Source organism: Rhodovulum sp. MB263, assembly GCF_002073975.1.
Taxonomy (GTDB): Bacteria; Pseudomonadota; Alphaproteobacteria; order Rhodobacterales; family Rhodobacteraceae; genus Rhodovulum.
The window spans coordinates 1,507,000-1,527,603 of sequence record NZ_CP020384.1 but is presented as its reverse complement, the minus strand read 5'-3'; the positions used below and the strand labels follow the sequence as shown (position 1 = coordinate 1,527,603).

Here is a 20,604-nt window from a genome sequence, read left to right as displayed (position 1 = left end):
TTACAAGCCCCGCCGTTAGGGGCATTTGGCGCCGCCATGACACCAGCACGCCCCCAGTCCACGGACACGGCCGCAAGAAAATGTTGAGATTTTTCCTGACGAGACTGCTCACCTTCGTCCCGACCTTCGTCGGCGTGACGCTGATCTCGTTCGCCTTCATCCGGGTGCTGCCCGGCGACCCGATCATCGTCATGGCTGGCGAACGTGGCCTTTCCGAGGCACGTTACCAGGAGCTGCGCGAGCAGTTCGGCTTCGACCAGCCGCTGTTTGTGCAGTTCTGGGATTACCTGACCGGTATCCTGCATGGCGATCTCGGCATGAGCTACGTCACCAAGAAACCCGTCTGGGACGAGTTCTTCGCGCTGTTCCCCGCCACCGTCGAGCTGTCGCTCTGCGCCATCGTGATCGCGATCTGCCTCGGCCTTCCGGCGGGCGTGATCGCCGCGGTGAACCGGGGCAAGTTCTTCGACCGGGCGCTGATGTCGACCGCGCTGGTGGGCTATTCGATGCCGATCTTCTGGTGGGCGCTGCTGCTCATCATCGTGTTCTCCGGCACGCTCGGCTGGACCCCGGTCTCGGGCCGGATAGACCTGCTTTACTATTTCCCCGACGCGACCGGCTTCATGCTGATCGACTCGCTTCTGTCGGGTCAGAAGGGCGCCTTCGCCTCGGCGGTCGAGCACCTGATCCTGCCCTCGATCGTGCTGGCCACGATCCCGCTGGCGGTGATCGCCCGGCAGACCCGCTCGGCCATGCTCGAGGTGCTGGGCGAGGACTATATCCGCACCGCGCGGGCCAAGGGACTGGCTCCGGTCCGCGTCAACGGCCTGCATGCGCTGAGAAACGCCCTGATCCCCGTCGTCACCGTGATCGGGCTGTCGGTCGGCGTGCTGCTTGCCGGCGCGATCCTGACCGAGACGATCTTCTCCTGGCCGGGCATTGGCAAGTGGATGGTCGACAGCATCTACCGGCGCGACTACCCCGTCGTGCAGGGAGGGCTGCTGCTCATCGCCGGCATGGTGATGATCGTGAACCTGATCGTCGACCTGCTTTACGGCGTCATCAATCCCAAGATCAGGAAACGCTGAGATGGCCGACACGACCGCCGATGCGCCCCGCGCAGCAGCCCCGCAACGTCCCGGCCGCCTCAAGGAATTCTGGCGCTATTTCCGCGAGAACCGCGGCGCGGTGATCGGACTTTACGTTTTCGTCTTCTTCGTTCTGCTGGCACTCGGCGCCGACATCATCGCTCCGCATGACCCGACCCAGCAGTTCCGCGCGCATACGCTGATGCCGCCCTTCTGGACCGCCGAGGGCAGCTGGAGCTTTCCGCTCGGCACCGATCCCCTGGGCCGCGACATCCTCTCGCGGCTCCTGCACGGGGCGCGCTATTCCTTCTTCGTCGGCCTCGTCGTGGTGGTGCTGGCCGCCTCGACCGGCATCCTGATCGGCCTGATCGCAGGCTTCGCGCCGAAATGGCTCGACACCGTCATCATGCGGCTGATGGACATCATCCTGTCCTTCCCCTCGCTTCTGCTGGCGCTGGTGCTGGTGGCGATCCTCGGCCCCTCCCTTGTGAACGCGATGATCGCCATCGCCGTGGTGCTGCAGCCCCATTACGTGCGCCTCACCCGCGCCGCGGTGATGAGCGAGCGGACCCGCGACTATGTCACCTCGGCCAAGGTCGCGGGCGCGGGGCTGGGGCGGCTGATGTTCATCACCGTGCTGCCAAACTGCCTGGCACCGATCATCGTGCAGATGGCGCTGAGCTTCTCGAACGCGATCCTCGACGTGGCGGCCTTGGGCTTTCTCGGCATGGGCGCGCAGCCGCCGACACCCGAATGGGGCACGATGCTGGCCGAGGCCCGCGAATTCATCCTGCGCGCCTGGTGGGTCGTGACCTTCCCCGGCCTCGCGATCCTGATCACGGTGCTGTCGATCAACCTGATGGGCGACGGGCTGCGCGACGCGCTCGACCCCAAACTGAAGCGGAGCTGATCTCATGGCGCTCCTGTCCATCCGTAACCTTTCCGTGGAATTCTCGACCGCAGGCGGCCCGTTCCGCGCCGTCGACGGGGTCGACGTGACCGTCGACAAGGGCGAGATCCTGGCCATCGTCGGCGAAAGCGGCTCGGGCAAGTCGGTCTCGATGATGGCACTGATGGGGCTTCTGCCCTGGACCGCGCGCATCACCGCCGACGAGATGAGCTTCGATGGCATCGACCTGCGCAGCCTCACGCCGCGCCAGCGGCGCCGGGTGATCGGCCGCGACATCTCGATGATCTTCCAGGAGCCGATGACCTCGCTCAATCCCTGCTTCACCGCCGGATTCCAGATCAAGGAGACGCTGCGCCAGCACCTCAAGCTCGACCGCCGCGCCCGCCATGCCCGCGCCATCGAGCTGATGGAGATGGTCGGCATCCCCGATCCCGAGCGTCGGCTGAACGCCTTCCCGCACCAGCTTTCGGGCGGCATGAGCCAGCGGGTGATGATCGCCATGGCGCTGGCCTGCGAGCCGCGCCTGCTGATCGCGGACGAACCCACCACCGCGCTCGACGTCACGATCCAGGCCCAGATCCTCGATCTGCTGCGCGGCCTGCAGGGCCGGACCGGCATGGCGCTGATCCTGATCACCCATGACATGGGCGTCGTCGCCGAGACCGCCGAGCGGGTGCAGGTGCAATATGCCGGCCAGAAGGTCGAGGAACAGCCGGTCCGCGCGCTTTTCGAAACCCCGCACCACCCCTATACCGCGGCGCTTCTGGCCGCCCTGCCCGAACGCGCGACCGAGCGCCGGCTGCCGACGATCCCGGGCGTCGTGCCGGGCCAGTTCGACCGGCCCGAGGGCTGCCTGTTCTCGCCGCGCTGCCGCTTTGCCGACGAGCGCTGCCACCGTACCGCGCCGTCCGTCCAGCCCCCCGGGCTCGGGCTGGCCCGCTGTCATTATCCGCTCGCGAGCACAACCGAGGAGACCGCCCGATGACCGCCCCTGTCGTTGTCGCCGATCACCTCGCCCGCCATTACGAAGTGGGCGGCGGGATGTTCTCGAAGCCCGGCCTCGTGCGCGCGCTGTCCGAGGCGAGCTTCTCGATCGAGGCCGGCAAGACGCTGGCGGTCGTGGGCGAGTCGGGCTGCGGCAAGTCCACCCTGGCACGGCTGATCACGCTGATCGAGGAGCCGACCTCGGGCAGCCTCACCCTCGACGGCCGTCCGGCCACGCCCGAGAACTGGCGCAGCCTGCGCTCGAGCGTGCAGATCGTGTTCCAGGACCCCTACGGCTCGCTCAATCTGCGCCACCGGATCGGCACGATCCTCGAAGAGCCCCTGAAGATCAACCGCCCCGACATGAGCGCGAAGGAGCGGGCCGAGAAGGCGCGCGAGATGATGCGGCTGGTCGGGCTGCGCCCCGAGCATTACGACCGCTTTCCGCACATGTTCTCGGGCGGGCAGCGGCAACGGATCGCGGTCGCCCGCGCGCTGATGCTGGAACCCAAGCTTCTGGTGCTGGACGAGCCGGTCTCGGCGCTCGATCTGTCGATCCAGAGCCAGGTGCTGAACCTGCTGCTCGATCTGCAGGAACGCATGGATCTGGCCTATCTCTTCATCTCGCATGACCTCTCGGTGGTGCGCCATGTCGCCGACGATGTCATGGTGATGTATCTCGGCCGCCCGGTCGAGTTCGGCACCAAGGACGATGTCTTCGCCAATCCGCGCCACCCCTATACCAAGGCGCTGCTCTCGGCCACGCCCACGACCGAGCCCGACCCCGAGCGGCAGCGGATCAAGCTGCAGGGCGAGCTGCCGTCGCCGCTGGCGATCCCCGATGGCTGCCCCTTCGCGCCGCGCTGCTGGAAGGCCGAGACCCGCTGCCGCGAGAGCCGCCCCGAGCTTGCGGGCGCGCCCCATGCGGCCGCCTGTTTCTTCCCCGAAGGCGTCTGAGCCGCCGGAGCCCGGGGGTCGTCCCCCTGTGCCCCGGCCCCGCCTCCCGCGCGGACAGACCGTCCGGAGCGCGCGCCTCTCTGCTCGGCCGACCTCGTCATTCGCCTTTACCGGGAAACCGGCGGCCTGCCCTGATCCGTGACGAGAACCCTGCCAGGGGCCATTGCCCAAGGCCATGACTGAGGCCATGACCGATGCCCGGTCAGCGCCCCGATGACGGCCGCGCAGCGGCGCTTGGATCGACCGTAACCCTGTGTTAACCCTTTGATCAGCCGCAAGGTTGGGACCCGGAGGCAAGCAGGCTCTTCGGCCGAAAAGGGAGAACGAGGTGACGAAAAAGGTCTTCGTCGTCGGAACTTTCGACACCAAGGGTCGCGAGCTCGCGCATGTCGCAGGGCTTGTGGCCGATCAGGGGCTCGGCGTGGTCAAGGTCGACCTCTCGACCTCATCGGACCATCGCAGCACTGCCGATGTAACCCCGGCCGAGGTGGCGGCCTGCCACCCCGAGGGCACGGGCGCGGTGCTGACGGGCGACCGCGGCTCGGCCGTGGCCGGGATGGCGGCGGCCTTCGAGGCCTTCGTCGCGACCCGTGACGATATCGGCGCGATGATCTCGCTTGGCGGCTCGGGCGGGACCGCGCTGGTCGCGCCCGGCATGCGCGCGCTGCCCGTGGGCGTGCCCAAGCTGATCGTCTCGACGCTGGCTTCGGGCAATGTGGCGCCCTATGTGGGCCCCTCCGACATCACCATGATGCCGTCGGTCACCGATGTCGCGGGCCTCAACCGGATCTCGCGGGTGATCCTCGGCAATGCAGCCCGCGCCATCGCGGGCATGGCAAAGGCCGCCCCCGAGGAAGCGGGCGACGACCGTCCCGCAGTCGGGCTGACCATGTTCGGCGTCACCACGCCCTGCGTCACCCATCTGACCGAGCGGCTCGAGGCCGAGGTCGATCCCATCGTCTTCCATGCCACCGGCACCGGCGGTCAGGCGATGGAAAAGCTTGTCGATTCCGGCATGATCTCGTCGGTCATCGACACCACCACGACCGAGATCTGCGATCTGCTCTTCGGCGGCATCCTGGCCGCGACCGAGGACCGGCTGGGGGCTATCGCCCGCACCGGAATTCCCTATGTCGGCTCCTGCGGTGCGCTCGACATGGTCAATTTCGGCGCGCGCGCGACAGTGCCCGAGCGCTATGCCCACCGGCTTTTCTATCAGCACAATCCCCAGATCACCCTGATGCGGACCACGCCCGACGAATGCCGCCAGATGGGAGAATGGATCGGAACCCGGCTGAATGCCTGCAAAGGGCCGGTGCGTTTCCTGCTGCCCGGGGGCGGCCTGTCGATGCTGGACGCGCCCGGCATGCCCTTCGAGCTGATCGAAGCCCGCAACGCGCTGTTCGACGCCCTCGAGGCCACGGTCGAGCAGACCCCGGACCGGCGGCTGATCCGGCTACCCCACAATATCAATGACGAGGCGTTCTCGGACGCGCTGTACATCCACTGGAAGGAGATCGCCTGATGGCCCGGTTCGAACGCAAGGATCTGCTGGAGAAATTTCGGGGCATGATCGCCGAGGGCCGCCCGATCATCGGCGGCGGCGCAGGCACCGGCCTCTCGGCCAAATGCGAGGAAGCCGGCGGCATCGACCTGATCGTGATCTACAATTCGGGCCGCTACCGGATGGCGGGCCGGGGCTCGCTGGCCGGGCTTCTGGCCTATGGCAATGCCAATGAGATCGTCGTCGAGATGGCCCGAGAGGTGCTGCCGGTGGCCAGGAACACCCCGGTTCTGGCCGGTGTGAACGGCACCGATCCGTTCTGCAACTTCGACCCGTTTCTCGACCAGTTGAAGGCCATCGGCTTCTCGGGCATCCAGAACTTCCCGACCGTGGGGCTGATCGACGGCACCTTCCGCCAGAACCTCGAGGAAACCGGCATGGGCTACGGGCTCGAGGTCGATCTGGTGGCGCTGGCGCGCTCGAAGGACATGCTGACCACGCCCTATGTCTTCGACACCGATCAGGCCAAGGCCATGGCCGAGGCGGGCGCCGATATCGTGGTGGCGCATATGGGCCTGACCACGGGCGGCGCCATCGGGGCCGATACCGCGATCTCGCTGGAAGACAGCGCCGTCAAGGTCCAGTCCATTGCCGAGGCCGCGCTGAGCGTGCGCAAGGACGTGATCGTGCTGTGTCATGGCGGGCCGATCTCGATGCCCGAGGACGCAACCTATGTGCTGTCGAACGCGCCCGACTGCCACGGCTTCTACGGCGCCTCCAGCATGGAGCGGCTGCCGACCGAAACCGCGCTGATCGACCAGACGCGGCGGTTCAAGACCATCACCCGAGGCTGAAAAGGGAGGATCTTATGGCCAGGGCCTATGCCAGCGCGGTGATCCCCGCGCCCATCGAGAAGGTCTGGGAGATCCTGCGCGACTTCAACGGGCTGCCCAGCTGGCATCCGGCGATCGAGCGCAGCGAGATCGAGGACGGGCTCCGCGCCGATACCGTCGGCGCCGTCCGCTCCTTCCATCTGGCGGGCGGCGGCGGGCATGTGCGCGAAAAGCTGCTGTCGCTCGACGACAGCGCTTTCACGCTCAGCTACAGCTTCGTCAAGCCGGCCTTCCCGGTCGAGAACTACATCGCCCGGATCGCGCTTTTCCCGGTCTCCGAGACCGGCGAGACCTTCGCCCTCTGGGAAGCGGAGTTCGACGAGGCGCCGGAAGACCGCGGCAAATACGGCCCGGTGATTTCCGAGGGCGTCTTCGCCGCGGGCTGGGCCGCGCTCAAACGCCAGCTCGGCTGAAAGGTCTTCCGGACGGCGGCCATTTCGCCGTCCGGCCTCATGGTATCAGCCCCGGCCCAAGACGCTCCGGGACAACGGCACAGGACACGAGAGGCATGGCCCGTGCCTTGGCGCCCGACGCCGTTTCGAAGCGGCAGGCGCCCCGCAGCGGGATCGCGGCGACAGGACCTCTCCTGACAACCGCAGGCCCCGCGCAACCGGAGCCCTGGCCGGCGGTTGATGAACGAAGCCAACCGGTCCTCTTGCCGCAGCAATCGAGGCAGGGGCGCGTCGGGCCGCGATCAGCTTGGCGAGAGGCAACGAAAATCGCCCGCGCCCCGAGCGAACCGGCGCGGCCCGAGTTGTCGGCCCCCGCCGCAGGCCGCTCACCTGTCCGCTGCCCCCCCTGACCGCCTCTGCGCGCCCCATGCGCACCGTGCCGAGACAGTCCTGGCCGCGCTCCTCGCCGCTCTGCAGAAACGGCCCGCGACCAGCCGCTTTTTCATCTGCCTTTTCACGGGCGGTTTCACGGGCCTTGTCGCTGGCCTTGTCACACGCGCGATACATGCAGCCTTTAGCGGAACCCGCAGGGAACTCCCCCTGTCGTTTTCGACCAATGAGGTATCCATGCGAACTCTGCTATCCGCGCTCGCCGCCACCACCCTTCTCGCCGGGGCGGCGCAGGCCACCGCGATTTATCCGCTCGACCGGGCGACGATCCTCGTCTCCTCGCCCTTCGACTTCAAGATCGAGCTCGATGCCGTTCATCCCGAAGCGGAAATCGCCGTTACCGTGAATGGCAGACCCTATGCCGAAACGTTCGGCACCAGCGCCGAATACGTGGCCGAGGAGAAGGGCGAGGACGACGCGGTGCTGGGCTCGGCGCTGATCCTGCGCGACCTGGCCCTGGCCGAGCCCGGCAGCTACACCGTCGAGGTCAGGGCCGGCGACGAGACCAGGACCGTCACCTGGGAGGTCTATGCCACGCCCGAGGCGCCGCAGGCCAAAAACATCATCTTCTTCGTCGGCGACGGACTTTCGGTCGCGCACCGGACCGCGGCGCGGATCATGTCGAAGGGCATGACCGAGGGCAAGGCGGATGGCCGGCTGGCGATGGACGATCTCGACCACATGGCCTTCATCGGCACCTCCTCGACCCATTCGGTCGCGACCGACTCGGCCAACACGATGTCGGCCTACATGACCGGCCACAAGGCCCGGGTGAACGCGCTGGGCGTCTATGCCGACCGCACGCCCCCGACCCAGGACGACCCCAGGGTCGAAACCATCGCCGAGGCGCTCCGCCGCATGACGGCCAAGTCGATCGGTGTCGTCACCACCTCCGAGCTCGAGGATGCGACCCCCGCTGCCGTCGTCGCCCATACCCGCAAGCGCGGCGACAAGGCCGATATCGTCGGCATGTTCCATGACGTCCAGCCCGAGGTCATGCTGGGCGGCGGCTCGGCCTATTTCCTCAAATCCGACATCCCCGGCTCGAAACGCAAGGACGCTACCGACTATGTCGGACTGTTCCGCGAGGCGGGCTACACGCTCGCGACCGATGCTGCCGGGCTCGAGGCCGCGCGCGACACCAACAGCGGCAAGATCCTCGGGCTGTTCCATACCGGCAACATGGATACCAAGCTCGACCGCAGCTTCCTGCACCAGGGCACCGTCGGCAAGTTCCCCGACCAGCCCGGCCTGGTCGAGATGACCGAAGCCGCGCTCGATCAGCTGTCGAAAAACGAGGACGGCTTCTTCCTGATGGTCGAGGGCGCCTCGATCGACAAGATGTCCCATCCGATGGACTGGGACCGCGCCGTCATCGACACCATCGAGTTCGATCAGGCCATCGCCGCCGCCCGCGCCTTTGCCGAGACCCATCCCGACACGCTGATCGTGGTCACCGGCGACCATACCCATGGCGTCTCGGTGATCGGCACCATCGACGACGACAAGCCCGGCACCGAGATGCGCGAGAAGGTCGGCACCTATGACGCCGCGGGCTTCCCGACCTACACCGATGCCGATGGCGACGGCTATCCCGACCGGATCGACGTGTCGCGGCGGCTGGCGATCTTCTCGAGCAACTTCCCCGATTACTACGAGACCTGGCGGCCCAAGATGGACGGCCCGTTCGAGCCTTCGGTGAAGAACGAGAAGGGCGAATATGTCGCCAACGAGGCCTACAAGGACATCCCCGGCGCGGTGCTGAGGGTCGGCAACCTGCCGAGATCGGCCGATACGGCGGTGCATGCGGTCGATGACGTCGTGCTGCAGGCGACCGGTCCCGGCGCCGAGGCGTTCAAGGGCTACATGGAACAGTCGGACGTCTACAAGGTGCTGGCCGAGACCTTCGCGCTGGGCGCCGTCCGGAAGTGACCTGACATCGGGGCCGGGCCCGGGCGGAGCACCGCCCGCCGCCCGGCCCCATTCCCTTCCGCCCCGTTCCCTTCCCCTGCGCCCCGGAATTCCGCCATGACCGATACCGCCGCCCCCGACCGGACCCGCAGGCTCTGCCTTGCGCTCGCGCCCGGCCTGCTTCTGCCCGGCCTGTTCCTGACGACGACGGCCCGCCCCGCCGCCGCGGCTGGCACCCCGCTGATCGGCTTCGACGAGCTTTACAGCGCCTTCAGCCCGCTCGGCCTCACCTTCTCGGACAAGGTGATCGCGCTGACCGGAGAGAAGGTGCGTATCCGGGGTTTCATGGCCCCGCCCCTGAAGGCGGAATCGAACTTCTTCGTGCTGACCGCGATCCCGATGGCGCTCTGCCCGTTCTGTTCGACCGATACCGACTGGCCCGACAATATCGTCGTGGTCTATCTCGACCGCAGCCAGACCTTCGTGCAGCCGAACCAGACCATCGAGGTCACCGGACTGCTCGAGCGCGGCTCCTGGGTCGATCCCGAGACCGGCTTCGTCAGCCAGCTGCGCCTGCGCGACGCGCGCTACAGAACGGTCTGAGCGCGATGCCCGGTCTTCGCCTCTCTGCCGTCTCTGTCGCCTATCCGGGGCTTGCCGCCCCGGTGCTCGACATCCCCGCGCTCGATATTCCCGCAGGCAGCCGCATCGCGGTGACCGGCCCCTCGGGCTCGGGCAAGTCGACGCTGGTCAATGTGCTGGCCGGGCTGATCCTGCCCCGGGCCGGCCAAGTGATCTGGGACGGAACCGACATCGCCGCCTTGTCCGAAGGCGCGCGCGACCGCTGGCGCGGCGCCAATCTGGGCCTCGTCATGCAGGAGTTCCACCTGTTCCCGGGGCTCTCGGCGCTCGACAACGTGCTTCTGCCCGCGCGGCTCGCGCGGGTCGCCGATCAGGCGATGACGGCCCGCGCCCGCGCCCTTCTGGCCGAGGTCGGCCTGGCCCGGCCCGGCCAGCCGGTCGAGACCATGTCGCGCGGCGAGATGCAGCGCGTGGCGGTGGCCCGCGCCCTTCTGCGCCGGCCGGGCATCATCGTCGCCGACGAGCCCACAGCCAGCCTCGATCCCGAAAGCGGCGCGGCCATCGCCGGGCTGCTGCTCGATCTGGCCGAAAGCGCGGGCGCGACGCTGATCGTGGTCTCGCATGATCGCCGCCTGAGCGCGCGGCTCGACCGCGAGCTGAGCCTGGCCGGGGGCGCGATCCTCACCGATGACCTCCGCGAAGGAGCCTTGCCGTGATCCAGTTCGTTCTGGCCGATCTGAAACGTTTCCGTCTTGGCTCGGCAGTGGTCGTGCTGCTGATCGCGCTGGCGGTCGCGCTCGGGACCACGATCACCCTGCAGGAGCGCGCCTTCCGGCTGGGCAGCGCCCGCGCCGCGGAAAAGTTCGACCTGATCGTCGGCGCGCCGGGCAGCGCGACGCAGCTGGTGCTGTCCTCGGTCTTCCTGCAGCCCGCGGCCCTGCCGCTGATGCCGGGCGACACGCTGATCGCCCTGACCGAAGACCCGCGCGTGGCCTGGGCCGCACCGATCGGCTTCGGCGATTTCGTCGCCGGTCATCCGATGATCGGCACCACCACCACGCTGATCGAGCACACGGCGACGGGCTTTGCCGAGGGCCGGATCTTCGCAGCCGAAGGCGAGGCGGTGATCGGCTCGGCGGTCGACATGGAGCTGGGCGACAGGCTGGTCCCGACCCATGGCCTGATCGCCGAGGGCGGCCATGCCCATGCCGGGATCGCCTATCGCGTGACCGGGCGGCTCGCGCCCACCGGCACGCCCTGGGACCGCGCCATCCTGGTGCCGATCCAGGCGGTCTGGCATGTCCACGGGCTGGGCGAGGATCACGACCACGACGAAGCCCGGCATGAAGAGGCCGAGCATGACGAGGGCCATGACCACGGGCATGATCATGCGGCAGAGGGTCATGACGACGCCGTGGCTCTGGTCAGCGCAGGGACCGGCGACCACGACCACGACCACGACCACGACCACGACCACGACCACGACCACGACCACGACCACGACCACGACCACGACCACGACCACGACCACGACCACGACCACGACCACGACGATGCGCAGGAAAACGGAACGCACAAGGCGGATGAGGCGCACCAGCCCCATGGCGGCGCCACCTTCGACCCGGAGGCCCCGCTTGACGAGAATTGGCAGGCGGGAGACCCGCCGGGCCTGCCCGCGATCCTGGTCAAGCCGCGCAGCATTGCCGATGCCTATCTGCTGCGGCAGGCCTACCGGCAGCCGGGGCAGACGCTTGCGGTATTTCCGGCCGAGATCCTGACCGGGCTTTACGCGCTGCTTGGCGATGCCAGACGGGTTCTGGTCGCGGTCGCGATCGGCGCGCAGGTGCTGGTGGCTGCGGCCCTGCTTCTGGTCACCGTGATCCAGGTCGGCCAGAGACGCCGGCAGATCGCGGCGCTCCGGGCCTTCGGCGCGCCACGGGGCGCGGTTTTCGGAATCGTCTGGCTTGAAATGGCGCTGCTCTTCGGCACCGGCATCCTGTGCGGCTTCGGCCTCGGCTATGCCGCGGCAGAGGCGCTGTCGCAAGGCTTTGCCCGCGCGCGCGGCTTTCCGCTGCCGGTCGCATTCGCGCGCAGCGATCTGTGGTCCCTGGCTCTGCTGACGCTGGCCGCGGCGCTGCTTTCGGCGCTGCCGGCCTGGATCGCCTACCGCCAGCCGCCGGTCGCCGCGCTGCGCGATTAGTCCCCTCCCGGCGCTGTCCGGATTCTGGCCTGGTTAGGGGAATAAAGCCTCGCGCGCGTTCAGAAGAAGAAGTCGCAGCGATCGGACTTCTCGACGTCGTCGGACGCGCGCGATCTGGCCGTGCACCCTCTCGGTTCCCGGGCGCCCGGCCGGGCATCCTCGCCTGACGCGACCTCGTAATCCGGGGCCTCAGCGTCAGAATCGTCCTTGTCCGGGCGCAGCGCCATGCAGGACACCGCAGCCCCGCCCCACACCATTCCGCCAAGCCAGTAGGACAGAAGGATCGCCCCCCAGCCCGTTTCCATTATCAGAGATACGACGGTCGCAGAAAAAACCCCTCCCATAATTGAAGTAAGCATAAAAACAATGGGCATCGAGGTTAGTCGCTCCTTCCCGCTCGTACTCGGGTTTCCCCGTGACACACGCTTTCTCGTGAGCACACTAGCAGGTTAACATACGATAATACGATTGGTTCCGCGCGTTTCATCGGTCGAATGCGGTGATCGGCCTGCCCCGCGACGTAAATCCGCAACAATACCCATGTTTTGAGGATATTGCCTTTCCCGGCAGCGTTCCGGTAACGGCGCCGCCGATGCCGGGCCGTCCTGTCCGGCCAGAAGGGCGCGGCGCGCAGATGCGCAAGGTCGAAAACGGGCCGGTGTTCCGGGTTTGACAGGATTGCGCGGGGCTCTCTAAGCTTGCCTGCGTCGAGCGGCGGGACGGCCACAGGGAGAGGTCCAGGATGTGCGACACCTGCGTGATGACGGCACTCAAGGACCGCATGCTGTCGCGGCGCGGCTTCTTCGCGGGGGCGGCGGGGGCCGGTCTGGCGGCGGCGGCCGGACTGAGCGCCTCAGCGCCCCGGGCGCTGGCACAGGGCCACGCGAAGGTAACCGACATGCCCCATGAGCTTTCGGCCGACTTCCCCACCTTCTTCGGCGAACAGCAGTTCTTCTGGGACCAGAAGTTCAATTTCGCGGAACACGGCTTCAACCTCGCCGAATACCGCGTGAACGAACATACCGGCACCCATATCGATGCGCCGCTCCATTTCTCGGCCGATGGCGCGGCCGTGAACGAAATCGCGGTCGAGAACCTCGTGGCGCCGCTTTGCGTGATCGACATCGCCGCCCGCGCCGTCGAGGATGCCGACACCACCCTCACCCCCGACGACATCCGCGCCTGGATCGCGGCGCATGGCGAAATCCCCGAACATGCCTGCGTCGCGATGTTCTCGGGCTGGAGCGAAAAGGCCAGCGGCCCGGGCTTTCGCAATGCCGATCCGGAAGGCGTTCAGCACTATCCGGGCTTCCATGCAGAGGCCGCCCGGATGCTGATCGAGGACACCGCCGCGGCCTCGATAGGCTCGGATACGCTCTCGCTCGATCCGGGCAACTCGACCGATTTCGCGGCGCATTACGCCTGGCTGCCCTCGGGGAGGTTCGGCATCGAATGCCTCGCCAATCTCGACCGGATGCCCGCCGCGGGCGCGACGCTGGTGATCGGCGCGCCCAGGCACAAGGGCGGCACCGGCGGGCCCGCGCGGATCTTCGCGCTGGTCTGACCCCATGTCCCGCCGCTTCGGATCCCCTGCCCCGGAGCGGCCCCTTCCCCAATCCAAGGAGCCCCGATGGCCACGGCGAAGATCTGGAGCGACGCGGAGGCCGAGGCCGACCCGCGCGTCAAGGCGGTGTTCGACGACATCCGCGCCACCCGCAAGACCAATTTCGTGAACAATGTCTGGCGCGCGCTGGCGGGTCAGCCCGCGGTGCTGGAAACCACCTGGGCACAGGTCAAGGCGGTTATGGCGAGAGAAAGCGCGCTCGACCCGCTGACCAAAGAGCTTCTCTACATGGCGGTCTCAGTCGCCAATGGCTGTTCCTATTGCGCCCATTCCCATACCGCCGGGGCGCGGGCCAAGGGCATGACCGAGGCTCAGTATCAGGATTTTCTGGCCGTCATCGGGCTGGCCGCGCAGACCAATGCGCTGGTCACCGCGCTGCAGGTGCCGGTCGATCCCGAATTCGAGGTCTGAGCCATGGACAAGGCGATCATCGCCCGCGCGCCGGGCGGCCCCGCGGCGCTTGACTGGGTCGACCGGACCCCGCCCGCCCCCGGCCCCGGTGAGGTGCTGGTGCGCCACGGCGCGGTCGGGCTGAATTTCATCGACACCTATTTCCGCTCTGGCCTCTATCCCTGGCCGGGCGAGATCCTGATCCCCGGCAGCGAGGCCGCGGGCCGCGTCGAAGCGCTGGGCGCGGGCGTCGAGGGGCTCTCGGTCGGCCAGCGCGTGGCCTATACGACGCCGACCGGCGCCTGCGCGACCGCGCGGGTTCTGCCCGCCGACCGGCTGGTGCCCCTGCCCGATGCAATCCCCGACGAGATCGCGGCCTCGATCATGCTGAAGGGGCTGACCGCGCATTACCTGATGACCTCGAGCTTTCCGGTCCGCGAAGGCCAGACCGTGCTGATCCATGCCGCGGCGGGAGGCGTGGGGCTTCTGCTCGGACAATGGATGGCGGCCAAGGGCGTGCGCGCCATCGGCACGGCGGGCGGGCCGGAAAAGACCGCGCTCGCACGTGCCCATGGCTATGCTCAGGTGATAGACTACCGCGCGGGCGATTTCGTGGGCCCGGCGATGGCCGCGACCGACGGGCTTGGCGTCGATGCGGTCTATGACAGCGTCGGTCAGGACACCTGGCGCGGCTCGCTCGCCTGCCTGAAACCGCGCGGCATGTTCGTGAGCTTCGGCCAGTCCTCGGGCCTGCCCGACGGCTTCCGCCTGTCGGATCTCGCCAAAGGCAGCCTCTCGGCCACGCGGCCCGTGCTGTTCGATTTCATCGCCGATCCGGCCGAGCTCCGCGCCCGCGCGGCAGACCTCTTCGCAGCAGTGGCCGAGGGCGCGCTGACGCCCCGGGTCGGGCAAACCTGGCCACTGGCCGAGACGGCCGAGGCTCATCGCGCGCTTGAGACCCGTGCCACCACCGGGGCAACGGTGCTCTTGCCGTGACCTCCATGCCGGGATCCGGGGATCAGCCCCGGAACCCGGTCGCGACCACGAATTTCTCGGAACTGTCCGACCGGCTCGCGGGCGGCTTCACATTGGCAACCTTGTCGAAGCGCTGTTTCAGCAGGGTCTGCAACCCGCCCTCGGCGCCCCCCGCCAGAACCTTGGCGACGAAGGTGCCGCCCTCATCCAATACGTCGAACGCGAGCGCCGCCGCCGCCTCGCAGAGCGCGATGATCCGCAAATGGTCGGTCTGCTTGTGCCCCGAAGAGGCCGCCGCCATGTCGCTCATCACCACATCGGCCCGGCCCCCGAGCCAGCCCTTGACCAGCTCGTCGGCATCGTCGGCCAGGAAATCCAGCTGATGCAGCTCGGCCCCGGCGATGGGCTCGACCTCCTGCAGATCGACCCCCAGCACGGTGCCGATGGCCTTGCCCGACTTCTCGCCCAGCGCATTCACGCGCTTGACCGCCACCTGGCACCAGCCGCCCGGCGCGCAGCCCAGATCGACGACCCGTGCGCCCGGCACCAGAAACCGGTACTTGTCATCGAGTTCGATGATCTTGAACGCCGCACGCCCGCGATAGCCCTCGGCCCGGGCCCGCTTGACATAAGGGTCATTTAGCTGACGTTCGAGCCAGCGCGTCGACGAGAGCCGCCGCCCGCGCGCGGTCTTGACCTTGACCTTGAGGTCGCGCTGTCCGCGCCCGCTCGATCCCTTCTTCTCCGTCATACCGGCCTTCGTTCTTCTTCTTGGCAAAAATACCCAGACGCGACATCTGCCCCAGTCGGGCCGCCGCGGCAAGTGCAGAGCGGCGGGGGCGCATCAGAAGGGCCCCTCCTCCAGAACCCCGTCCGCGCTCATCTGCGCATAAAGCAGACCCTCGCGCAGACCGCGATCCGCGACCGACATCCGATCTGTCGGCCAGACCCGCATCAGGGCCTGCAGGATCGCCGCCCCCGACATGATCAGCGCATGCCGGTCGCGCCCGATACGGGGATCGGCCCGCCGCCCCTCGGGGCCAAGCTCGAGATACTTGCGGATCACCTCGTCGATCTGGCCCGAGGTCATCCGAAGCCCGTCGACCTTGGTCCGGTCATAGCGCCGGAGCCCCAGATGCGTCGCCGCCACCGTCGTCACCGTGCCCGAGGTGCCGATAATCTGGAACCCCTCCTTGGCCTGCTGGGACGAATAGGGCGAGAACTCGGCCAGGTTCTCCTCGAAGAACCAGCTCATCAGCGCGAAACGGGCGTGATCGTCCTCGACATCGTCGAACTGCTCCTTCAGCGTCGCGACCCCCAGCGGCACCGAGATCCAGTCGACCACGCGCGCGGCCGGGAACGGCCCGGTCTCGCTGTGAAAGCCCGCATGCAGCCGCATGATCGCCCGGGGCCGGTCGGGCCGCGGCACCATCGAGAGATCGATCCAGACAAGCTCGGTCGAGCCGCCCCCGATATCGACGACCAGCAGCTGCTCGGTCTTGGTCGAGACCAGCGGCGCGCAGGACACGACTGCCAGCCGGGCCTCTTCCTCGGGTTGGATGATCTCGAGCCGCAAGCCGGTCTCGCGGCGCACGATCTTGATGAATTCGCGTGCATTCTCGGCGCGGCGACAGGCCTCGGTCGCGATCAGCCGCATCCGTTCGACCGCATGCGTCTCGAGCTTGCTCTTGCAGACCCTGAGCGCCTGGATCGTGCGTGCCATCGAGGCCCGGCTGAGTCGTCCCGAGCCTTCGAGGCCGGTTCCAAGCTGGACCGATTTCGAAAAGCTGTCCACGACATGAAACTGACTGCCCTTGGGCTGGGCAATCAGCATACGACAACTGTTCGTTCCGAGATCCAGCGCGGCGTAAAGCGCTGCAGGATCTGGCGGAACTGGCGCGGGAGTCTCTACCGCCTTGGGAAACGCGCCCGCACCATTCGGACGCCTGGGCGCCATAGGATCGCCCTCCAATCGAGTTGCCAGCAGGGTAGCGGCCCGAAGACCTTCGTGCAATGCCACAGATCGCGCCTGCCCGCCCTTCCCGGAGGGCGGCGCGGTCTCAGGACCGGCGGCGCACGAAAGAGCCGAACCCGGCCACGGCCAGAAGCAGGAAGGCCGCGCTCGGCATCAGCGGCACCGGCAAAGGATCGTCCGGGTCTACGGGCGGCCGGGCCGGATCATCGCCGCCCCCCTGACGCCCGTTGCTGCCGCCGCTGACGGTGCTGGGCGCCGCCCAGGGCAGCGCGCCGGTGCCGCCGCCGCCGGCAGCGCGGCCCCCGCCATTGCCGGGCCAGAACGGGGTCGAAGCTCCGTCATCGCCATCGAGCGCGGCAAGCAGTTCGGGGCGCGGCAGGTTGCGCGCGCCGTGATCCGAGGCGATCGCAGCGGGAAACATCAGCGCGCAGGCCGGGGTCACCCCGGCCGCGGCATGACGGCACACACTGACACCGAGCGAGATCGCCACATCGGTCGAGGTCCCGTCATCGGCAGAGGAGCGGCTCTCGAAGACCGGCGACGGAACCAGTTTCAAGGTCCCCGGCGGCATCGTCGTCGCCCCGGCCTGTCCGAGTGCCATGGCAGCGGTCAGCCCAGCCACAATCGTCATCACCTGTCCCAGATGCGCTTTCATCGCCATATCCTCATACCAACTGGTCCCCGTGCCGGACCTGTGTCTGACCTGTATTGCGCTCGCGAAACGAGCGTGTCACGGACTCCGCCCGGGCGACTCGCAATTCTGTACCATGAAACGATTTTCTTATCGGTCGGAAAAAGCCTAATTATCATGAAAAATGAAGAAAATTCTAAAATTTAGGCTCCCCTCTCGCATTGACGTAACGGCAGGCGGCCCGGCCTGAGCGCCCTTTCTTCCCGCTGCCTGCACCATGCGGCTCGTTTTCGGCCATAAGCCTTTCGGTCGGGTTTTCTGTCCTGCCGGGCCTGCTTCGGCCAGGGCCTGTCTCCGCCGGGATCTGTTTCGGCAGCACCCGGGGGAGCAGCCAGGCCCGGATGGCAGGGGACGCCGCCCAAAGGACGCCCAGAGGCAGGAATGTCGGCCCGGCGCCTCCTCTGCGCCGGCGCCGGGATCGGTCCTGCGCGATACCGACCGAAGCCGAGGTCGCAACGCGCATTCATCCTGTCGAAATCCGCCTCCGCGCCGGAACCGGGTCGGATTACACCTTGGGAAGGGAGGAAGAGAATCGGATGCCTGAACTCGTCATCGTCTACTGGCGCGACATACCGGCGCAGGTCATCGTGGGACGGGGCCGCCGCGCCGCCAAGCGGGTGCTGCCAGAGCGCTTCGAGCAGGCCATCGACCGTTGCGCGATGCGGGTGGGCGCGAAGGACAGCGAGGCCTATCTCGCCGAATGGCACCGCTCGAAGCCCGTCGAGCGCGAGGGCGATCCGGAGATGCTGGCCACGGCCGAGACCGAGCGGATCGCGGCTGAATATGACGCGGCACGACTTGGGAAACTGATCGCCGATTGCGGCTGGCAACGGGCGTGAACGGTCTGCGGGAGGACGCAATGGCACTGCTGAATTTCAGAAAATGCGACAGGGCGGGCAGAGGGTCGGCAGGCCAGACGGCAGGTCGAACGGCGCAGCTGGCGGAATTCGTCCGGGGCTATTCGATCGAGGTGATGCCGAAGACGGCCGCGAAGATTGCCAATTTCCGCACGCTGCTGCCTGCCGGAACCCGGGTCTATGTCGCCCATCTCGATGGCACCCCGATCGGGGACATGGTGGCGACCGCCCGGCGACTGACCGAGGAAGGCTTCGTGCCGATGCCGCATTTCGCGGCCCGCTCGATCCCCGACACCGCGACGCTTGCCGACTGGATCGCGCGCTATGCCGGCGAGGCCGGGGTCCGCGAGGGGCTGATCCTGGCGGGCGGCATCCCGACGCCGAAGGGGGACTTCCACTCCTCGATGCAGTTGCTCGAGACCGGGCTCTTCGACCGCGCGGGCTTCGTCCGACTGCATGTCGCCGGTCATCCCGAGGGCAGCCGCGACATCGACCCCGACGGCTCCGAGCGCAACATGATGGCGGCCCTCGGCTGGAAACAGGCCTTCGCCGCGCGGACCGATGCCGAGATGGCCATCGTCACCCAGTTCGCCTTCGAGGCAGACCCGGTGATTGCCTGGGCCGACCGGGTCCGGGACCGGGGCATCGATCTGCCGATCCATATCGGCGTGGCGGGCCCGGCCAAGCTGCAGACCCTGGTCAGATATGCCATCGCCTGCGGCGTCGGCCCGTCGCTCGCCGTGCTGCAGCGCCGGGCGCGCGATGTCAGCAAGCTGGTGCTGCCCTTCACGCCCGATGGCTTTCTCGACGATCTGGCCGGGACCGCCCGGCGCCGGGCCGATTTCCCGATTGCCGGGGTGCATTTCTTCCCGCTCGGCGGGATCGCGACCAACACCCGGTGGCTGGCCGCACATGGCCTCGCCCCCGCCCAGGACAACTGAGGAGCGCCATGACCCGTACCGTTCTCGAGTCGAAGACCCGCACCGTCACCATCGGCTTCGACGAGCCCTTCTGCGTGATCGGCGAACGCATCAACCCGACCGGCCGCAAGAAACTGGCGGCCGAACTGGAGGCCGGCGATTTCTCGACCGTCGAGAGGGACGCCCTGGAGCAGGTGGCCTGCGGGGCGATGGTGCTCGATGTGAATGCGGGCGTCGTCTACAATTCGAACCCCGATCCGAACCAGACCGAACCGCCGCTGATGCGCCGGATGATCGATCTGGTGCAGGGTCTGGTCGATGCGCCGCTCTGTATCGACTCTTCGGTTCCCGCGGCGCTCGAAGCGGGGCTTGCCGCAGCTGAAGGTCGGCCGCTGCTGAATTCGGTGACCGGCGAGGAAGAGCGGCTCCAGCGGGTGCTGCCCTTGGTTCGCAAATACAATGTGCCGGTGGTCGCGATCTCGAATGACGATACCGGGATTTCCGAAGATCCGGATATCCGCTTTGCCGTGGCAAAGAAGATCGTCGAGCGCGCGGCCGATTTCGGCATCCCGTCCTGCGATATCGTGGTCGATCCGCTGGTGATGCCGGTAGGGGCGATGGCCAGCGCCGGGCGACAGGTCTTTGCGCTGGTGCGGCGGCTGCGCGAGGAGCTGGGCGTGAATACCACCTGCGGCGCGTCGAACATTTCCTTCGGACTGCCCCAGCGCCATGGCGTGAACGCGGCCTTCCTGCCGATGGCGATCGGGGCCGGCATGACCTCGGCGATCATGAACCCGGTCCGTCCGGTCGAGATGGAAGCGGTCCGCGCCGCCAACCTGCTGATGAACCATGACGCCAATGGAGGAGAGTGGATCCGCTTCTCTCGGGTGCTCGACGGTGTCGCGGCCGGAGCGAGCTTCGCCGAGGCATCACATGCGGTTGCGGCGGCGGGCAGCGGCCGGCGACGGCGACGCGGCTGATCGAACGGATTGCGGTAAGATGTTCTTAACCATGAAACCGTCAGAATTGCGGGCATGGAATTCGTCTCGCGCCCCACACCGCCCGACAGCTGGATCGCTCTGGTCTTCTCGGCCCAGGCGGTGGCGAAGGGCGGCGTGGTCCGGCGGTCGCGCCACTGGGTCGAACGAGAGATCGGCATGGAACGCTTCGTGGCAGAAGTCCGCAGGCGCGGCTTTCACATGGTCGAATGCGGCGGGCAGCTCATCGTCATCTGCAATCCCCATGGTCTGCGTGTCATCTGCTAAGCCATTCTTCATCGAAGAATGGCAACGATTTTTCGA

The 20,604-nt window shown here is 67.5% G+C and carries 22 protein-coding genes; 18 read left to right on the top strand and 4 right to left on the bottom strand.

Going from position 1 to position 20,604, the window contains the following annotated elements; genetic code table 11:
* Window positions 1-80: 80 nt before the first annotated feature.
* The 11 genes from B5V46_RS07265 (at window position 81) to B5V46_RS20730 (ending at window position 11,871) form a co-directional block, all read left to right on the top strand.
* Window positions 81-1,088: an ABC transporter permease subunit gene (locus B5V46_RS07265; RefSeq protein ID WP_080615983.1), complete on the top strand. Its 1,008-nt coding sequence runs from the start codon at window positions 81-83 to the stop codon at window positions 1,086-1,088.
* Between the two features lies 1 nt (window position 1,089).
* Window positions 1,090-1,998, top strand: coding sequence for an ABC transporter permease subunit (locus tag B5V46_RS07260; RefSeq protein WP_080615982.1), 909 nt, complete (start codon window positions 1,090-1,092; stop codon window positions 1,996-1,998).
* A gap of 4 nt (window positions 1,999-2,002) precedes the next feature.
* Entirely contained in the window at window positions 2,003-2,983 is a 981-nt protein-coding gene (locus B5V46_RS07255) for an ABC transporter ATP-binding protein (protein WP_080615981.1), read from the top strand.
* Window positions 2,980-3,939, top strand: coding sequence for an ABC transporter ATP-binding protein (locus B5V46_RS07250; protein ID WP_080615980.1), 960 nt, complete (start codon window positions 2,980-2,982; stop codon window positions 3,937-3,939). Before B5V46_RS07255 ends, B5V46_RS07250 begins: the two co-directional genes overlap by 4 nt.
* 328 nt (window positions 3,940-4,267) lie before the next feature.
* Complete coding sequence (locus B5V46_RS07245) at window positions 4,268-5,464, top strand: Tm-1-like ATP-binding domain-containing protein (protein WP_080615979.1); 1,197 nt, start codon at window positions 4,268-4,270, stop codon at window positions 5,462-5,464.
* Window positions 5,464-6,297 (top strand): phosphoenolpyruvate hydrolase family protein, encoded by an 834-nt coding sequence (locus tag B5V46_RS07240; protein ID WP_080615978.1) that lies wholly within the window; start codon window positions 5,464-5,466, stop codon window positions 6,295-6,297. Before B5V46_RS07245 ends, B5V46_RS07240 begins: the two co-directional genes overlap by 1 nt.
* 14 nt (window positions 6,298-6,311) lie before the next feature.
* On the top strand, window positions 6,312-6,749 hold the full coding sequence (locus tag B5V46_RS07235) for an SRPBCC family protein (protein ID WP_080615977.1): 438 nt from the start codon (window positions 6,312-6,314) through the stop codon (window positions 6,747-6,749).
* A gap of 606 nt (window positions 6,750-7,355) precedes the next feature.
* Entirely contained in the window at window positions 7,356-9,110 is a 1,755-nt protein-coding gene (locus B5V46_RS07230) for an alkaline phosphatase (RefSeq protein ID WP_080615976.1), read from the top strand.
* 96 nt (window positions 9,111-9,206) lie between these two features.
* Window positions 9,207-9,692: a hypothetical protein gene (locus B5V46_RS07225; RefSeq protein WP_080615975.1), complete on the top strand. Its 486-nt coding sequence runs from the start codon at window positions 9,207-9,209 to the stop codon at window positions 9,690-9,692.
* Window positions 9,693-9,697: 5 nt separating this feature from the next.
* Entirely contained in the window at window positions 9,698-10,387 is a 690-nt protein-coding gene (locus B5V46_RS07220) for an ABC transporter ATP-binding protein (RefSeq protein ID WP_080615974.1), read from the top strand.
* Window positions 10,384-11,871: an FtsX-like permease family protein gene (locus B5V46_RS20730; RefSeq protein WP_080615973.1), complete on the top strand. Its 1,488-nt coding sequence runs from the start codon at window positions 10,384-10,386 to the stop codon at window positions 11,869-11,871. Before B5V46_RS07220 ends, B5V46_RS20730 begins: the two co-directional genes overlap by 4 nt.
* 59 nt (window positions 11,872-11,930) lie before the next feature.
* On the opposite strand, the gene B5V46_RS07210 is transcribed toward B5V46_RS20730, so the two are convergent.
* The gene (locus tag B5V46_RS07210; protein ID WP_080615972.1) at window positions 11,931-12,245 is read right to left on the bottom strand and encodes a hypothetical protein; all 315 of its coding nucleotides are present in this window, start codon (window positions 12,243-12,245) and stop codon (window positions 11,931-11,933) included.
* 368 nt (window positions 12,246-12,613) lie between these two features.
* Between B5V46_RS07210 and B5V46_RS07205 the strand changes: the two genes are divergently transcribed.
* From B5V46_RS07205 to B5V46_RS07195, 3 genes are all read left to right on the top strand, one after another.
* A complete protein-coding gene (locus B5V46_RS07205) occupies window positions 12,614-13,435 on the top strand; it encodes a cyclase family protein (protein ID WP_080615971.1) in 822 nt (273 codons plus the stop codon).
* A 66-nt stretch (window positions 13,436-13,501) separates the two neighbouring features.
* Window positions 13,502-13,906 (top strand): carboxymuconolactone decarboxylase family protein, encoded by a 405-nt coding sequence (locus B5V46_RS07200; RefSeq protein ID WP_080615970.1) that lies wholly within the window; start codon window positions 13,502-13,504, stop codon window positions 13,904-13,906.
* Window positions 13,907-13,909: 3 nt separating this feature from the next.
* Window positions 13,910-14,881, top strand: a complete 972-nt coding sequence (locus tag B5V46_RS07195; RefSeq protein ID WP_080615969.1) for a quinone oxidoreductase — start codon at window positions 13,910-13,912, stop codon at window positions 14,879-14,881.
* A 22-nt stretch (window positions 14,882-14,903) separates the two neighbouring features.
* Here the strand turns inward: B5V46_RS07195 and B5V46_RS07190 are convergent, their stop codons facing one another.
* The 3 genes from B5V46_RS07190 to B5V46_RS07180 form a co-directional block, all read right to left on the bottom strand.
* The gene (locus B5V46_RS07190; RefSeq protein WP_080615968.1) at window positions 14,904-15,611 is read right to left on the bottom strand and encodes an RlmE family RNA methyltransferase; all 708 of its coding nucleotides are present in this window, start codon (window positions 15,609-15,611) and stop codon (window positions 14,904-14,906) included.
* Window positions 15,612-15,704: 93 nt separating this feature from the next.
* Entirely contained in the window at window positions 15,705-16,817 is a 1,113-nt protein-coding gene (locus B5V46_RS07185) for a Ppx/GppA phosphatase family protein (RefSeq protein WP_080615967.1), read from the bottom strand.
* Between the two features lie 103 nt (window positions 16,818-16,920).
* Window positions 16,921-17,490 carry a hypothetical protein gene (locus B5V46_RS07180; RefSeq protein ID WP_080615966.1) on the bottom strand — a complete coding sequence of 190 codons (570 nt, stop codon included), beginning with the start codon at window positions 17,488-17,490 and terminating at the stop codon, window positions 16,921-16,923.
* Window positions 17,491-18,062: 572 nt separating this feature from the next.
* Here B5V46_RS07180 and B5V46_RS07175 point away from each other — a divergent pair.
* From B5V46_RS07175 to B5V46_RS07160, 4 genes are read left to right on the top strand one after another with little or no spacing between them, the layout of a single operon-like run.
* A complete protein-coding gene (locus B5V46_RS07175) occupies window positions 18,063-18,365 on the top strand; it encodes a virulence factor (protein WP_080615965.1) in 303 nt (100 codons plus the stop codon).
* Between the two features lie 20 nt (window positions 18,366-18,385).
* Window positions 18,386-19,324, top strand: coding sequence for a 5,10-methylenetetrahydrofolate reductase (locus B5V46_RS07170; protein ID WP_080615964.1), 939 nt, complete (start codon window positions 18,386-18,388; stop codon window positions 19,322-19,324).
* A gap of 8 nt (window positions 19,325-19,332) precedes the next feature.
* Window positions 19,333-20,283, top strand: coding sequence for a methyltetrahydrofolate cobalamin methyltransferase (locus B5V46_RS07165; protein ID WP_080615963.1), 951 nt, complete (start codon window positions 19,333-19,335; stop codon window positions 20,281-20,283).
* Between the two features lie 54 nt (window positions 20,284-20,337).
* Window positions 20,338-20,568 carry an N-(5'-phosphoribosyl)anthranilate isomerase gene (locus tag B5V46_RS07160; RefSeq protein ID WP_080615962.1) on the top strand — a complete coding sequence of 77 codons (231 nt, stop codon included), beginning with the start codon at window positions 20,338-20,340 and terminating at the stop codon, window positions 20,566-20,568.
* The last annotated feature ends 36 nt before the right edge of the window (window positions 20,569-20,604 follow it).

Coding starts and splice junctions, on each gene's coding strand:
- B5V46_RS07265 (WP_080615983.1), top strand. CDS start 81: ATGTTGAGATTTTTCCTGACGAGACTGCTCACCTTCGTCCCGACCTTC.
- B5V46_RS07260 (WP_080615982.1), top strand. CDS start 1,090: ATGGCCGACACGACCGCCGATGCGCCCCGCGCAGCAGCCCCGCAACGT.
- B5V46_RS07255 (WP_080615981.1), top strand. CDS start 2,003: ATGGCGCTCCTGTCCATCCGTAACCTTTCCGTGGAATTCTCGACCGCA.
- B5V46_RS07250 (WP_080615980.1), top strand. CDS start 2,980: ATGACCGCCCCTGTCGTTGTCGCCGATCACCTCGCCCGCCATTACGAA.
- B5V46_RS07240 (WP_080615978.1), top strand. CDS start 5,464: ATGGCCCGGTTCGAACGCAAGGATCTGCTGGAGAAATTTCGGGGCATG.
- B5V46_RS07235 (WP_080615977.1), top strand. CDS start 6,312: ATGGCCAGGGCCTATGCCAGCGCGGTGATCCCCGCGCCCATCGAGAAG.
- B5V46_RS07230 (WP_080615976.1), top strand. CDS start 7,356: ATGCGAACTCTGCTATCCGCGCTCGCCGCCACCACCCTTCTCGCCGGG.
- B5V46_RS07225 (WP_080615975.1), top strand. CDS start 9,207: ATGACCGATACCGCCGCCCCCGACCGGACCCGCAGGCTCTGCCTTGCG.
- B5V46_RS07220 (WP_080615974.1), top strand. CDS start 9,698: ATGCCCGGTCTTCGCCTCTCTGCCGTCTCTGTCGCCTATCCGGGGCTT.
- B5V46_RS07210 (WP_080615972.1), bottom strand. CDS start 12,245: ATGCCCATTGTTTTTATGCTTACTTCAATTATGGGAGGGGTTTTTTCT.
- B5V46_RS07205 (WP_080615971.1), top strand. CDS start 12,614: ATGTGCGACACCTGCGTGATGACGGCACTCAAGGACCGCATGCTGTCG.
- B5V46_RS07200 (WP_080615970.1), top strand. CDS start 13,502: ATGGCCACGGCGAAGATCTGGAGCGACGCGGAGGCCGAGGCCGACCCG.
- B5V46_RS07195 (WP_080615969.1), top strand. CDS start 13,910: ATGGACAAGGCGATCATCGCCCGCGCGCCGGGCGGCCCCGCGGCGCTT.
- B5V46_RS07190 (WP_080615968.1), bottom strand. CDS start 15,611: ATGACGGAGAAGAAGGGATCGAGCGGGCGCGGACAGCGCGACCTCAAG.
- B5V46_RS07185 (WP_080615967.1), bottom strand. CDS start 16,817: ATGGCGCCCAGGCGTCCGAATGGTGCGGGCGCGTTTCCCAAGGCGGTA.
- B5V46_RS07180 (WP_080615966.1), bottom strand. CDS start 17,490: ATGAAAGCGCATCTGGGACAGGTGATGACGATTGTGGCTGGGCTGACC.
- B5V46_RS07175 (WP_080615965.1), top strand. CDS start 18,063: ATGCCTGAACTCGTCATCGTCTACTGGCGCGACATACCGGCGCAGGTC.
- B5V46_RS07170 (WP_080615964.1), top strand. CDS start 18,386: ATGGCACTGCTGAATTTCAGAAAATGCGACAGGGCGGGCAGAGGGTCG.
- B5V46_RS07165 (WP_080615963.1), top strand. CDS start 19,333: ATGACCCGTACCGTTCTCGAGTCGAAGACCCGCACCGTCACCATCGGC.
- B5V46_RS07160 (WP_080615962.1), top strand. CDS start 20,338: ATGGAATTCGTCTCGCGCCCCACACCGCCCGACAGCTGGATCGCTCTG.